We start from the raw sequence: 14,337 nt of genomic DNA on the forward strand, positions 1-14,337 counted from the left end.
CAAAGCAGTCTGTCAATGTTAATCTTAAGGCATTATAGAATTGCTTTCAGGCGCTGAATGGCTTCGTCACATTGTGCAATATCTGCAACAAGCGCCATGCGGACATGGTTTTCACCCGGATTTCCTTCAGGTGTTTCACGTGACAAATAACGGCCAGGAAGCACTTTAATATGCGCTTTTTCCATCAGCATCTTTGCAAAAGCTTCATCATTGTCTACTTTGAGCCAGTAATAAAAACCAGCATCGGGTTTTTTAAGCGGCAATACGTGGCCTAATTCAGTTTGGAATAATTCAAATTTCGCTCGGTAGAGCTTGCGGTTCTCTTCGACATGGGTTTCATCATCCCATGCTGCAATCGATGCTATTTGATGCTGCACCGGCATAGCTGCGCCGTGATAAGTTCGGTATTTCAAATAAGGCTTCAGCAGCGCTGCATCGCCCGCGACAAAGCCAGAACGCATGCCCGGCAAGTTGGAGCGCTTAGACAGGGAGTGAAAGACAACACAGTTTTTATAGTCATCCCGGCCGATTTCGGCGCAAACTTCCAATAGGCCTGCAGGCGCTTCATCAAACCATAATTCTGAATAACATTCATCTGATGCAATAACAAAGTTGTACTGGTCAGAAAGCGCAATCAGCTTTTTAAACTGTTCTTTAGACAGTACCGCACCTGTAGGGTTGCCCGGTGTGCAGACAAAAAGCAAAGCTGTTTTTTTCCACACTTCAGCTGGAACGGCATCGAAATCGCCTATGTAGTTATTTTCTTCAGTGCAGTTGATGAAATAAGGCGTAGCGCCAGCAAGCAGTGCCGCGCCTTCATAAATTTGATAAAACGGATTCGGCATCACCACATAAGGCGCATCTTCACGGTTTACCAAAGCCTGCACAAACGAGAAGATGGCTTCACGTGTGCCGGAAACAGGCAGCACATGATTTTCAGCGCTGATGCTGTTGAGCTTGAAACGGCGTGTCAGCCAGTTGGCAATGCTGCTGCGGAGTTCAGGAAGGCCTTTGCTGTTTGGATAAGTGGAGAGGTGCTGGAAGTTGTCAATAATTGCCTGCTTCACAAATTCAGGTGCAGGATGCTTTGGTTCACCAATAGATAGTGGAATCAAAGGCAAATCTGCAGGTCTAACGTCCTGAAAAAGCTTATTCAGCTTTTCGAATGGATAGGGGTGCAATAATGACAAACTAGAGTTCATGGAATGGTTACCGGTTCAAATAAGTTAATGATGGCCGCAAACTAAATGCGAGGCTTCGTCCAGCGCGGACTTCAGCTGAGCAGCGAAGGTTTCGGCTTCATCAGCATTCATTGGCGTGCCATCTTTTTTAGTCACAAAGAAAATATCTTCAGCGCGTTCGCCTAAAGTGGCAATTCTTGCAGAGTGAATATCCAGCCCCTGCATCATAAATAAACCGCCGACTTTGGCAAGTAGGCCAGGGTGGTCAAGTGTCGCAATTTCAACCATATTTTGCTGCAAGGCTTCGTTCAGTGAGATATCTACTGTATTTTCAATATCAAAGTGGCGCAGCTGGCGCGGAATGCGGCGCTGCATCAGGCCTGGATATTTATCAGACTGGCTGAGTGCTTTCACCAGCGCTTGAATCACGGTTTCCTGCCGTTCAGGGTCATTCAGCAGTGTGCCAAAACGGTCCAAGACCACATAGGTATCCAGACTGAATGCTTTTAATGCAGTAATAATCCGCGCATCCTGCACGTCTAAATTCATGCGGTCTAAAATGGCCACTGTCGTGGCAAAGAGGTTGGGCTGATCTTGCGTGTAAATAAAAATCTGCACGGCATCTTGCGCATATTTGCGGTGCGCGCGCATCAGCACCAGCGGTTCAGGATTATCGCCGTGTTTCAGAATCGCTCGGGTGTGCCATGCAATTTCATCAGCAGATTCTTTAATAAAGTATTCATCGCCTAATTCCTGCCAGACTTTTTCCACTTCATCCAATGAGAATTCTTCGACCAGCTGTTCGCTGGCCGCAAATTTTGTGTCTTCAATCAGCATTTGATAGTCGACTGGGCGGCCAAGGCCGGAACGGATCACATCGCGCGCTTGGGTATACAGCTGGCGCATCAATGATGCGCGCCATGTATTCCATAATGTTGGATTGGTGGCGTTGATATCTGCCACCGTCAGGGCATACAGATAATCCAAGTGCTCCATGTCGCCCATTTTCTCTGCGAATGTGCGCACAACATCGGGGTCTGAAATGTCTTTTTTCTGTGCAGTCACCGACATTTGCAAATGATTGTTGACGAGCCATGCGACAAGATTGGCTTCGCGTTCGCTAAAGCCATGCGTCATGCAGAATTTAATTGCATCGGCTGCGCCCAGTTCACTGTGATCGCCGCCGCGGCCTTTGGCAATGTCATGGAAAATAGCCGCGAGGTAAACAATGTCTCTGCGGGCAAGGCGCTGGAAGACTGAACTGACTACAGGGAAATCCTTAGCAAATTCAGGTTCTTTAAAGCGGTTTAAATTGCGGATCAGCAATAAAGTATGCGCATCAACCGTATAAATATGGAATAAATCATACTGCATCAGCCCCATGATTTGCCCAAATGCAGGAATGTAATTGCCTAAAACACCGTAGCGCTTCATGGCAACCATGGTGTCATACAGGCGGTAAGGCGAGCGGATGATTGCCATAAACATGGCTTGATGTTCTGGGTTATCCCTGAAATTTTGATTGATGCGTTTCGCAGCCAAAGTCAGCAGGCGCAACGTGCGCGCGCGGATGCCAGTAATTTCAGGACGGTTCGCCAGCAGATAGAAAATTTCTAAAATCGCGCTTGGATTTTCTGAAAAAATTTTGTGATGCTGCACAGCCAGTTTGCCGTCAACCAGTTTAAAGTTGCTGTTAATCTCTTCAATGCTGCGGCTGTAGTCCGGCAAGCGCGGGGTAATAACCGATTCATTGAAATACGCCAGCAGCATTTCATTTAAGGTGGATACTTGCTGCGCATTACGGTAATAGCGCTTCATGAACTGTTCGATTGGATAATTCGGCGATTTATCCTCTTCACGCACATAGCCGAATTTTGCTGCGATTTCACGCTGATAATCAAACAGTAAGCGGTTTTCATCGCGTTTGGTTAAACGGTGCAAATGATGGCGGATTTCCCAAAGGAAACTTTCAGCCGCCTCTAGTACGCCCAGTTCAAATTCAGAAATAAAACCCAAATGCACTAAATCGTAAATGCGGTTGACCCGGAAATGCCGTTTGGCAATCCAGCCAATTTGGTTGATGTCGCGGATGCCGCCTGGCGCGTTTTTAATGTCAGGCTCTAAGTTGCTTTCTGTGTTGTTGTGCTGCGCATAGCGTTTAGCCTGTTCCTGCATTTTTGCATCATAGAAGGTTTTGTCTGTCCATGTCTGCGATACAATGCGGCGCGGCCATTTGGTCAAAAACAGATTGCCGGTAATTAAGCGTGATTCAATTAACGCAGTCGCGACGGTCAGGTCATTGGTGGCCTGCGTTACGCAGTCTGCAATGGTGCGCACGCTGATGCCCGGCTTGAAATTGCCGACATCCCATAAAGATGAAATAAAGGTCGATATCAATTTTTCGTGTTCTTCAGAAATGGTGTCTTCTGAGAGAATCATGATGTCAACATCGGAATAGGGCAACATTTCACGGCGGCCGTAACCGCCTACGGCAAATAAGCCCAAGCCGGTTTGATCGAGCCCGGCATGTGTCCATAAAAATTGCAGCGCTTCATCAATAATATTGGAACGCGCCAAAATCACATCACGGATAGACTGTCCATTGTCAAAATATTCCTGCAGCTGATTTTCAACATCTGTGCGCCATTGATTGATTGCTTGAATGTCTTGATTACTTTTAATGTAATTCAGCAGCGGTAAAGTATTGATCATGAACAGTGGTCCGTTATGGTGTTGCAAGCTTAGTTTTGATGAACACTGACTTGCTGCGCAGTAAATTGAGCAAGTTCGCGCGCCAGATCTGTTGTTTCTGCTCGTGCAGTTGCGACACCCATGCGGCGGCGTTTAAAACCTTCTGGCTTGCCAAAGAGGCGCAAATCAGTATTTGGATTTGCCAAAGCAAGATTTAAGCCAGAAAATGATAAATTCGTGTCATCAACCCCCGCATAAATGACCGCGCTGGCTGCTGTACTATGGCGTGCCGTATTTACTGGCAAACCTAAGATTGCGCGCGCATGCAGCTCAAATTCGCTTTGGAATTGAGATGCAAGCGTGACAAGGCCTGTATCATGCGGGCGGGGGGATACTTCACTAAACCACACTTTGTCGCCTTTGACAAATAGTTCAACGCCAAAAATACCGCAGCCGCCAAGCGCAACGGTCACTTTATTGGCAATGCGTTTAGATTCTTTCAGAGCGGCAGGTGCCATGGCTTGCGGCTGCCAGCTTTCAACGTAATCGCCAGCGTCTTGACGGTGGCCAATCGGATCGCAGAATGATGTTTCTATTTCGCCTGTTTCAGCATTTTTAGCGCGCACGGTCAGCAGAGTAATTTCAAAATCAAAATCAATTTGCGATTCCACAATGACTTTGCCTTGATTCACCCGTCCGCCTGTTTGCGCATATTCCCAAGCAGTATCCACTTCTGCAAAGCTTTTCACGCGGGATTGGCCTTTACCTGAAGAAGACATTACAGGTTTAACAAAATTTGGGTAGCCAATATCGTCGCAGGCGGCGCGGAAAGATTCCAGTGTATCGGCAAAACGGTAAGCAGATGTTGGAAGGCCTAATTCTTCAGCAGCAAGGCGGCGGATGCCTTCACGGTTCATGGTGAGATTAACCGCTTTGGCGGAAGGAATAACCGTGGCAATATTCTGCTCTTCAATTTCGACTAAAACCTGCGTTGCAATTGCTTCAATTTCAGGAACAATCAGATTGGGCTGTACTTGATTAATCAGCGCTTTTAGTGCAACTGGATCGGCCATATTCAGCGCATAAGAGAAATGCGCAACTTGCATGGCTGGGGCGTGTTCATAACGGTCTGCAGCGTGGACTTCTACACCTAAACGCTGCAAAGAAATCACCACTTCCTTACCCAGTTCGCCAGAGCCTAAAAGTAAAACCTTAAAAGCAGAAGATTGAAGTGGGGTACCAATAGTCACGCTCATGTGAATCATCCATGCTTGATTTTATGGGCTTTTAGCATAACAGAACTGACTGATGGATTAAGCGCCGATTCACAGAAATAAATGATATTGTCCAACAATTTTATTTATGAAGAAACGCAGGGAAAGGATGGCAGCGCAGCGCCTCTGATCATCACAGGCGCTGCGCATAATGCGAGTGCGTTAAAGGCTTAAAAATTGAAAGGCACATAGGTATAGACCAAACCATAGGTGAGTGCTGCGGTCAGTGTGGCGGGAACAATTTTCTTGAATTTAAAATATAAGCCAGCAAGCACGATAAAGCCCGCCAGCATCGCCATGCTTTTATTCGGTGTTTCTAAAAGTGGGGGTAAAGTAGCAACCACCAGCATGGAGCTGATGGCTGAAATGCCAATCGATCCTAGAGCGATTTTTAGCCATAACGAGCCGCGCTGCTGAGAGCCTTGCTGGAATTTTTGAATAAAATAAAATGGTCCAAAGCGTGAAGCAAAATTGGCAATGCCAACCATGAGGCCAACTAAAATAATTTCTAAGCTCATCTTAGCCTCCAATATGCTCTGGGTCTGGTTGTTTCAGCACATAATGCTTAAATAATCCTGCACAGATGCCCGATGAAATGCCAATGAAAATGGCGGCAGATAAATCGATAAAATAACAGGCAACGGCAGAAACGATGATAGTCACTGCGACGACAAAGGTATGCTTTTTCTCAAAGGCAGCCAATAGGAAGCTGAGGAACAGCGCTGGCAGCAGGAAATCCAGTGCAGCTTGCAAAAACTGAGGCAGATTGCTGACTTGATCGGCAAACAAGCCGCCTAAAAAAGACCCTAGCGCCCATGACATCCAGCTGAAAAGGCTGAGTCCCAGCATCCATGATTCAGACCATTCCTGACGGCGCTGTGACAGCTTGATCATGCCGGAAGCAAAAACCTCGTCAGTCAAACCCCATGCCCAAACGGCTGTTTTCTTTAGGTTTAAGCGGTCTTGAATCAGGTTTTGCAAGGCTGGGCCGTAAAGTAAATGGCGGATATCCAGCGCGATGACAGTAAGCGCCGTCATCCAAATGGATGTGCCGCTGCCCAATAATGCAACCACTAAAAATTGACTGGCGCCCGCATACATGGAACAGGAGAGAAACAAAGCTTCCCATGCGCTGAAGCCGAATTGGGTTGCAGATACGCCAAAGGCAAAAGAGACAGGAAGATAGGTAAAAATAATGGCTTGGCTGTCTTTAGCGCCTTGCCAAAAGCCAGCAGGCTGTACTGGAGAGGGATTGTACTCTGACACGACACACCTTAGCGGGAGAGTTGATCAATAGGTCAAATAAGATTGTGTATTGTAGCTGAATTTACTAGCATAGTGCCGAAATGTTTGTATGAGTAAACTTAAGATGTTCAGCTTTACTTCGAATGCTTTTAAAGCAGTCATTTTGGCCAGCAGTGCACTTTTTCTGCAAGCCTGCGGCAAGCCGTCAGATCAGGCAGAAGAAAAGGTTGTGATTAAGCCTGCGCCAAAACTCAGCAACGACGCAACGACTTATGCAAATGAGGCATGGAAATTCATTAATCAAGTAGATGGGCTGGTTTACAGCAAGAAGCTTGATCAGCTGGAAGAGCACGTCCGCAAGCCGGCTCGCAAGCTCAGTACAGACTGGCGCATTAATGTCAAAATGACGGATTCGGTGACTGAAGGCAAATATGCGCTTTGCCGTAAAGCGCTGACCAGTTTGGAAATTTGGGCCAGGGAAACCATGGAACAGACTGATACAGCGGCACAAAAGCAGGTGGATTATGAGAGAGATAAAAAGCAGTGCCAGGGTGCAATTGAAAACCCGGATTTAGGCAATACAGATCCGAAAAAAGTGGGTGTTTGAGTTTTTTTCAGGCCGCAAAGGCAATTCCATTGCGGCTTTTTGAATCATCATAAAAAATAAATCTGTAGAAATAGATAATCATTAATTTAAGAAATCTCATATTAAAAATATTTTTTATTTAATAAGTCTTGCATCTTAATGAGTATGATGAACTTGCTTGGTTAGCGTTGTTTTATCTTTTGTATTTAGTCTAAATTATTAATTTATCAATATAAAAAATATGAATCCTAAAGTGGGAATGGTTTTATTTAATATCTTAAAACGCTGAGTAATATAAAAATACAATAACATTATAAAAAATGAAAATTATCGCTATTTGATAAAATGTGTAAAAATATCCTCGTAAAAGATGAGTTGTATCAGTAAATTTAAAGAAGATGAATGGGTGATTAATATGAAAAAAGCATTAGTGATGCTAGTTCTATTTGCCGTTATGACCGCAGCTGCAAATGTACAGGCAAATACAAAAGGACAAGCCGATTCCAGCTCCCAAGAAGTAGCGGCCTGTACCAATGGTTTTGATAGCGTTAATGTCTGCGAGTTATTGTCTTAAAATTTTCTAGTGACATACTAAAAGCACTGTTTTAAATCACAAAAAAAAATCGTTCCGAAAGAGTGCGCAATACTGCACTGAAATTGCACACAGATGCTGTGTCAAATTCAGAATTGAATCATTAAGTTTGAGGCAATGCATGCGCAATCCGATGCAGCAGAGCAGCATCCAGTATTTCAATTTTCCGAAAAGCCACCTTCAGCACGCCAAGCCTTTCCAGTTCTTGCAGCTCTTGGTTAACCGTCTGTCTAGAGCATACCAGCAGCTGCGCCAGCTGTTCTTGTGATAGATGTATGCTGCGATGCGCTATTTCAATGTGATTGCCATAGCCATTTAAAATAAACAGCAGGCGCTGCGCTAAACGCTGTGTGATATTTTGCGTCTGTATGGAAATCAGTTCTAAAAATGCGAAACGCAGTTTCTGGCTGGTGAGCTGCGCGATATGAAACCAAAATTGCGGATGCAGAGTCACCAGCTGCTGAATGCTGCTGCTGGGCAAATGCAGAATCGTGGATTTTTGCATGGCAATGGCGTCATGTGAGCGGGGCTGCTGATCGACCAGTGAAATCTCACCGAACCACATAATCGGTTCTGCAATGGCAGCCAGCGCTTCTTTGCCGTGAATATCAATGTAGCCTAGGCGTACAGCGCCTTCCAAAACTGCATATAAGCCATCAAAAGAATCACCTGAAAGGAAAATATTTTGATCCTTTTGCACTTGAAGCAGCTGAGCATGTTCTAAAATATAGTGCTGATAAGCTGGGCTGAGCTGCGCATACCAAAAATTGTTCTTTAAATGCGGCAAATATTGCGGATCGAGCATTAGGGTAAATTCCATTTATATTTTTTGGCTTCAGTTGTCGGCTGCGCGACATCTTGCTCACTATTATTCTTATATAGTGAAAGCATAATCGGTACAAGGATGCATCACCATGACTAAACTCGAACAGCTGCTGAGCCAGTATGCGGCTTATCATTTGAACCACAAAAATATTGTGAGCCATTTTGCCGGTATTCCCCTGATTGTTTTTTCTATCATGTGTTTAACGGCTCGGGCGGGCGTGATGCTGTCTGGATTTGAATTAACACTGGCCTTAGTGATTATGGCCATCACCATTATTTATTATTTAAGTCTGGATAAAATTTTCGGACTGATTATGCTGGCCATTTTTGCGCTGGCTTATCCGCTGGCGTACTCAATTGCACAATGGACCTTGGCCGCATGGCTGCTTGCCAGCATCGGGTTTTTTGTTGTCGGCTGGATCATTCAGTTTATCGGGCACTTTTATGAAAAGAAAAAACCAGCCTTTATGGATGATGTGATTGGCTTAGCCATAGGGCCGTTATTTGTGCTAGCGGAAGTGGTGTTTATGCTGGGCTTTAGAAAAGAGATAGAACAGCGCATGCTGGAAGAAGCAAGGAAGCAGCGGGCATTGATGGATGCCAAAATCGTGAACATCTCTTAATTTAAAAAGCTGAATGATAAAAAAGCCGGTTTATTGAACCGGCTTTTTTAACCTTATGGTTTGGTCTTATTCATCTCGGTATGGGTTTTATTCATATCTGTTGCCGGCTTGTTCATTTTCATATTGGCATTGTGCATATTTTGCTCTGCAGGTTTCATCATATTGGCGTGTTCTTTAGCGGTATGGCTTTTGGCTTTTTCATGCGGTTTAGCGGCATGCATTTTGGCTGGAACACAGGTGCCGCCTTTATGATTGGGGCCTGTGCCGCCTGTAGCGGTTGTTCCTTTAGGGCATGCAAATGCTGTTGCGCTAAGCATGGTGAGGATTGCTGCAGTCAGGATTGTGCTGAGTTTTTTCATTGCTGTTATTCTTTGGAAACAGGCATCAGCGCCTGTTTCCAAATTAGGCAAATATGATTCATGATTCAGTTGCAATGCAGTTGCTGAAACGCAATCAGCTGCAGTGAAATTGTGGGTTTTTTTGAGATTTTAAGCAGGATTTAAGCTTGTGTTGATCAAAAAACAACAATCAGAAAATTAATCAAGGAGCATCATTTTTTATGAATTTTAATCAAAATAGCGCAGAACATAGAAGGAAAGGAATCTAGCATAACGAACGTACATGCTGCGCATCGCAGCGTTCATGAAAGATGGGCAATGCAAAAATTTTGAAAATAAAAAAGCCAGCTTAACGCTGGCTTTTCCAATTGGGTTTAAACGTTAAAACGGAAGTGCAATACATCACCGTCTTGAACGATATATGTTTTTCCTTCTAAACGCCATTTGCCAGCCTCTTTCGCGCCAGCTTCACCGTTGTACTGAACAAAGTCATCATACGCTATGCATTCCGCGCGGATAAAGCCTTTTTCGAAGTCAGTGTGAATAACGCCAGCCGCTTGCGGTGCCGTTGCGCCGATTTTAACTGTCCAAGCGCGGACTTCCTGTACGCCAGCCGTAAAGTAGGTTTGCAGGCCAAGTAAGCCATAACCTGCGCGGATTACGATGTTCAAGCCAGGCTCTTCCATGCCTAAAGCTTCTAAAAATTCAGCACGGTCTTCATCTTCAAGCAATGAAATTTCCGCTTCAATTTGATTGCACAGCGGCACCACAATCGCATTTTCTTCAGCTGCTAGCTTTTTCACAGCATCAAGGTGAGGGTTGTTTTCAAAACCGTCTTCCGCTACGTTGGCAATGTACATCGTCGGTTTTAAAGTCATTAAGCCGAAACCGCGTACTAGCTTGCGTTCATCATCGTCTAAGTCCGCAGCGCGGGCAGGTTTGCCTTCTTCAAGTAAAGGCAAGATTTTGTCTAAAACGGCTTTGGTTGCAATCGCGTCTTTGTCGCCGCCTTTGGCAGATTTCGCTAAACGTGTGATTGCTTTAGTAATTGTATCTAAGTCAGCCAGCGCCAGTTCTGTGTTGATGGTGGCAATATCGTCCAGCGGGTCAATTTTGCCATTTACGTGAATCACGTTTTCATCTTCAAAACAGCGCACTACATGAGCAATCGCGTCAGTTTCACGGATATTTGCAAGGAACTGGTTGCCCAAGCCTTCGCCTTTAGATGCGCCGGCTACAAGGCCTGCGATGTCGACGAATTCCATCGTAGTTGGGATGACGCGCTGCGGTTTAACAATAGCAGTCAGTTTATCCAATCGTGGGTCAGGTACAGGCACGATGCCTGTGTTTGGTTCGATGGTACAGAATGGGAAGTTTTCTGCAGCAATCGCAGCTTTAGTCAATGCATTGAAAAGTGTAGATTTACCAACGTTCGGCAAGCCGACAATACCGCAATTAAAACCCATGAAATGACTCACACAGTGTTATATAAAAATTGCCGATGATTTTACATGAAAGCCATGACAAAGTCATGGCTTGGTTGAGCTGCGGGAGCAGGCAAATACGTTAGGCTTAAATCTTGCGCTTATCCAGCTGTGCGGAAATGGTATCTCCGGCAGCCTGCACCAGCATGACTAAAATGACCAGCACCACAATCACCGCCAGCATGATGTGCATATCAAAGCGCTGATAGCCATAACGGTAGGCAATATCGCCCAAGCCGCCTGCGCCAATTGCCCCGGCAATCGCCGATGAATTAATCATGGTGACGAGGGTGACGGTAAAGCCTGCGACAATGCCCGGCAGCGCTTCAGGCAGCAGCACATGCCAGATAATCTGCTTGCGGTTGCAGCCGATGGCTTGCGCGGCTTCAATCAGGCCATGATCCACTTCGCGCAGGCTGACTTCCGCTATGCGGGCAAAAAATGGCGTCGCAGCTAAAGTCAGCGGCACAACGGCGGCCCAAACGCCATAACTGGTGCCGACAATCCAGCGGGTCAGGGGAATCAGCGCAACCATTAAAATTAAAAATGGCACAGAGCGCGTTACGTTCACGATCCACCCTAAGCTTTGGTTAATGCCTTTTGATGGGTAGATGCCATGTTCAGAGCTGATAACCAGCAGAATAGCCAAAGGCAGGCCAATTAAAAACGCCAAAATGGCCGAAGACCCAACCATCAATAGGGTGTCGATCAGGCCAGTCAGTAATAAATCAATAAGCTGATTTTGCATAACCCAGCACCTCCAGCTGTGCAATAGATGGTTTTAATTTGGCAGACAATGCGCTGAAATCAGCATCGGTTTGCTTCAAAGCAATAATGAATGAACCAATCAGATAGTTTTGAATGGTATCGACATGGCTTTGCAATAGATGCACAGGCGCATCAAACTGTTCAAAAATCGTCTTTAAATTGGGGGATTGATCAACGGCAGATTCATAGCGCAATTTTAAAATGCTGTAAGCGCTGTCTGGCTGTATGTCCGGCAGATAATCAATCGGAAGATCCAGCTGTTCCAGGTTCAGCAATTCCTGCGTGATTTTTTGCTGCGGTGATGAAAACACTGACCAGACTTGCCCTGATTCTGCAATTTCACCGTGATCAATCACCACGACTTGATCGCAGATTTCACGGATCACCTGCATTTCATGGGTGATAAGCACAATGGTGATGCCTAACTTCTGATTAATTTCTTTCAGTAAAGACAAAACAACTGAAGTGCTTTCTGGGTCAAGCGCAGAAGTTGCTTCATCACACAGCAGCACTTCCGGATGATGCACCAGCGCGCGGGCAATGCCGACACGCTGTTTCTGACCGCCGGACAGCTGAGAGGGATAACTGCCGGCTTTATTGCTCAGTCCAACTAAATTGAGCACTTCATTGACACGCGCATCAATTTGATCTTTCGGATAGGACGCAACTTTTAACGGCAGCGCGACATTTTCATAAACTGTTTTTGCCGACATTAAGTTGAAGTGCTGAAAGATCATGCCGGTTTTTTGACGCAGCTGAATCAGCTCTGCGTGATTGAGCTGGGCTAAATCTTGCTGGTGAATATGAATACTGCCATCACTGACGCTTTCCAAACCATTCAGTGTGCGGATCAGGGAGGATTTGCCTGCACCGCTTTTGCCGATTATGCCGAAAATAGAGCCTTTAGGAATATCTAAGTTGATATCCTTCAATGCATGGACCTGTGTGCCTTGAACAGTATAATATTTATTCAGGTTGCGGATTTTAATATAGGGAACGGAAAATTCCGTATGTGCGCCAAAACTAACCATGGTCATTCTCCTTATTTCCAGCCTGCAAACCACATGCCTTTGCCAAAGTCGCGGTCTAAAATCGCTTTCACTTTTTCAGAGTTTTGAAAGGTGCTGACAAAGGCGGCCAATTTTTGGTTTTCATCGGCATAGTCTTTGCGTGTGACAAAAAGGATCGCGTATTTTTTATCGACAGGGTCTAAAAACAGCGCGCTGTGCGGGTCCGCTTTCTTTGCCATGTTTAAGTAATGCGGAAAGCCAAAGATTAAATCGGCATCGTCATAGGCGAGCGCAGTTTGCGGGCCTTCGACTTCAAGGAACTGCAGCTGTTTCGGGTTGGCCGCAATATCTGCAAGTGTTGAATGTTCATTCTTGATATCTTTGAGCTGAATCAGTCCGGCGCGGTTCAATAGAATTAAAGCGCGGGCGGAATTGACCGGGTCGCTTGGGATGACCACGCGCGCTTTTTGCGGCAGCGCGTCCAGTGTTTTATAGTGTTTGGAATACAGGCCCACATGGCTGCCGCTGCCTGTTGCAAAAGCATGCAGCTTATAGCCGGTTTGCTGCACTGCATTGGCAAGAAACACGCTTTGCTGGAAAAAATTGGCGTCAATATCGCCATTTTGAACGGCAACATTTGGCGCTTGCCAGTCGGAAAATTCAATCAGCTCCACATGGATGCCTTGCGGTTTAAGGTCATTTGCGACACTTTGCAGCAGTTCGGCATAGGGCGGACTAATGCCGATTTTCAGCGTATTGCGCTGCGTGTGCTGCGTTGACAAGCGGTAAGCAATGAGGCTTAGCGCGAGGACAGCCGCTACAATGGCGATTGCCCAAATTTTTCGGTTTTTGCGGAGTAAACTTGGCATCATGCAACCCTTATTTCCAGCCTGGGAACCAAAGTTTTGCGCCAAAGTCAGCATCCAGCGCCTGTTTTACTTTTGGAGAATTTTGGTAAATATCAACAAATTTGCGCAGCTTGCCGTTGGTGTCTTGGTAGTCGTCACGCACCGCAAATAAAATGGCAAAGCGTTTGTCAGTATTGGAGTCAAACAGCAATGCGCTTTCCGGATCTGCCGTTTTGGCCAGACGCAAGTAATGCGGGTAGCCAAAAGCCAAGTCGGCATCGTCAATAGCGCGGGCGGTTTGCGGGCCTTCAACTTCGATGAACTGCAGCTTTTTCGGGTTTTCAGCAATATCATTTACACCAGACAGGAAGTTATCCGGCTGTTTCAGCGTAATCAGCTGAGCTTGCTGCAGCAGCTGCAGGGCGCGGCCTTGGTTAACAGGGTCATTTGGAATGACAACTTTTGCATTTTGCTGAAGTTCGTCAAAGCTTTTAACTTTTTTTGAATACAGGCCCACATGCGTGGCAGCGCCGACATCAAAGGCTTTAATTTTAAAATCAGTTTCTTTTTTTGCATTGTCTAAAAATGGCTGATGCTGGAAAAAGTTGGCGTCTATATCGCCATGATCTAAAGTAATATTGGGGGTATTCCAATCGGAAAATTCCACCAATTTTACATTCAGCCCTTGCTGTTTAGCTTCTTCTGCAGCCGCCTGCAGCGGTTTGGCAAATGATGGGCTGATGCCAATCACCAATTCATCTGCAACCGATTTTTTCTGATGATTCCAAACCAGCAGTCCGATAATCAAGACGGCTGCAATTGCGCCGATCAATGTCAGTTTGGATTTTGAATTAAGCGCCATAGGTTCCCTC

The 14,337-nt window shown here is 45.7% G+C and carries 15 protein-coding genes; 3 read left to right on the plus strand and 12 right to left on the minus strand.

All coding sequences use genetic code 11. From position 1 onward, the window contains the following. Positions 1–32 precede the first annotated feature (32 nt). The 5 genes from dapC to JZ784_RS02945 all read right to left on the minus strand — a co-directional run bounded on the left by dapC (position 33) and on the right by JZ784_RS02945 (position 6,412). Positions 33–1,202: a succinyldiaminopimelate transaminase gene (gene dapC / locus JZ784_RS02925; protein WP_346313736.1), complete on the minus strand. Its 1,170-nt coding sequence runs from the start codon at positions 1,200–1,202 to the stop codon at positions 33–35. A 24-nt stretch (positions 1,203–1,226) separates the two neighbouring features. After that, positions 1,227–3,893: a [protein-PII] uridylyltransferase gene (gene glnD, locus JZ784_RS02930; protein ID WP_219189666.1), complete on the minus strand. Its 2,667-nt coding sequence runs from the start codon at positions 3,891–3,893 to the stop codon at positions 1,227–1,229. Between the two features lie 29 nt (positions 3,894–3,922). Then, positions 3,923–5,137 (minus strand): formate-dependent phosphoribosylglycinamide formyltransferase, encoded by a 1,215-nt coding sequence (purT, locus tag JZ784_RS02935; protein WP_346313737.1) that lies wholly within the window; start codon positions 5,135–5,137, stop codon positions 3,923–3,925. Between the two features lie 179 nt (positions 5,138–5,316). Further along, positions 5,317–5,664 (minus strand): L-valine transporter subunit YgaH, encoded by a 348-nt coding sequence (gene ygaH, locus JZ784_RS02940; protein ID WP_346313738.1) that lies wholly within the window; start codon positions 5,662–5,664, stop codon positions 5,317–5,319. Position 5,665: 1 nt separating this feature from the next. Beyond that, a complete protein-coding gene (locus tag JZ784_RS02945; protein WP_346313739.1) occupies positions 5,666–6,412 on the minus strand; it encodes an AzlC family ABC transporter permease in 747 nt (248 codons plus the stop codon). A gap of 103 nt (positions 6,413–6,515) precedes the next feature. Between JZ784_RS02945 and JZ784_RS02950 the strand changes: the two genes are divergently transcribed. Both JZ784_RS02950 and JZ784_RS02955 read left to right on the plus strand, forming a co-directional pair. Then, a complete protein-coding gene (locus JZ784_RS02950; protein WP_346314246.1) occupies positions 6,516–6,998 on the plus strand; it encodes a hypothetical protein in 483 nt (160 codons plus the stop codon). Between the two features lie 394 nt (positions 6,999–7,392). After that, on the plus strand, positions 7,393–7,551 hold the full coding sequence (locus tag JZ784_RS02955) for a hypothetical protein (RefSeq protein WP_228128316.1): 159 nt from the start codon (positions 7,393–7,395) through the stop codon (positions 7,549–7,551). A 121-nt stretch (positions 7,552–7,672) separates the two neighbouring features. On the opposite strand, the gene JZ784_RS02960 is transcribed toward JZ784_RS02955, so the two are convergent. Continuing rightward, positions 7,673–8,374, minus strand: coding sequence for a Crp/Fnr family transcriptional regulator (locus JZ784_RS02960; RefSeq protein WP_346313740.1), 702 nt, complete (start codon positions 8,372–8,374; stop codon positions 7,673–7,675). Positions 8,375–8,483: 109 nt separating this feature from the next. Here JZ784_RS02960 and JZ784_RS02965 point away from each other — a divergent pair, with 109 nt between their 5' ends. Next, on the plus strand, positions 8,484–9,017 hold the full coding sequence (locus JZ784_RS02965) for an Mpo1-like protein (RefSeq protein ID WP_346313741.1): 534 nt from the start codon (positions 8,484–8,486) through the stop codon (positions 9,015–9,017). A gap of 53 nt (positions 9,018–9,070) precedes the next feature. Here JZ784_RS02965 and JZ784_RS02970 read toward each other — a convergent pair whose 3' ends face one another. The 6 genes from JZ784_RS02970 to JZ784_RS02995 form a co-directional block, all read right to left on the minus strand. Further along, on the minus strand, positions 9,071–9,376 hold the full coding sequence (locus JZ784_RS02970) for a hypothetical protein (RefSeq protein WP_346313742.1): 306 nt from the start codon (positions 9,374–9,376) through the stop codon (positions 9,071–9,073). 353 nt (positions 9,377–9,729) lie between these two features. Next, positions 9,730–10,821: a redox-regulated ATPase YchF gene (gene ychF / locus JZ784_RS02975; RefSeq protein ID WP_130145234.1), complete on the minus strand. Its 1,092-nt coding sequence runs from the start codon at positions 10,819–10,821 to the stop codon at positions 9,730–9,732. A 106-nt stretch (positions 10,822–10,927) separates the two neighbouring features. Then, on the minus strand, positions 10,928–11,587 hold the full coding sequence (locus JZ784_RS02980) for a methionine ABC transporter permease (protein ID WP_346313743.1): 660 nt from the start codon (positions 11,585–11,587) through the stop codon (positions 10,928–10,930). Next, positions 11,568–12,638, minus strand: coding sequence for an ATP-binding cassette domain-containing protein (locus JZ784_RS02985; RefSeq protein ID WP_346314247.1), 1,071 nt, complete (start codon positions 12,636–12,638; stop codon positions 11,568–11,570). The genes JZ784_RS02980 and JZ784_RS02985 overlap by 20 nt, the downstream gene beginning before the upstream one ends. 11 nt (positions 12,639–12,649) lie before the next feature. Further along, the gene (locus tag JZ784_RS02990) at positions 12,650–13,486 is read right to left on the minus strand and encodes a MetQ/NlpA family ABC transporter substrate-binding protein (RefSeq protein ID WP_346313744.1); all 837 of its coding nucleotides are present in this window, start codon (positions 13,484–13,486) and stop codon (positions 12,650–12,652) included. Positions 13,487–13,496: 10 nt separating this feature from the next. Then, entirely contained in the window at positions 13,497–14,327 is an 831-nt protein-coding gene (locus tag JZ784_RS02995) for a MetQ/NlpA family ABC transporter substrate-binding protein (protein WP_346313745.1), read from the minus strand. Between the last annotated feature and the right edge of the window lie 10 nt (positions 14,328–14,337).

The sequence above is a fragment of the Acinetobacter sp. CWB-B33 genome, from assembly GCF_039655955.1.
Classification (GTDB): Bacteria; Pseudomonadota; Gammaproteobacteria; order Pseudomonadales; family Moraxellaceae; genus Acinetobacter; species Acinetobacter bouvetii.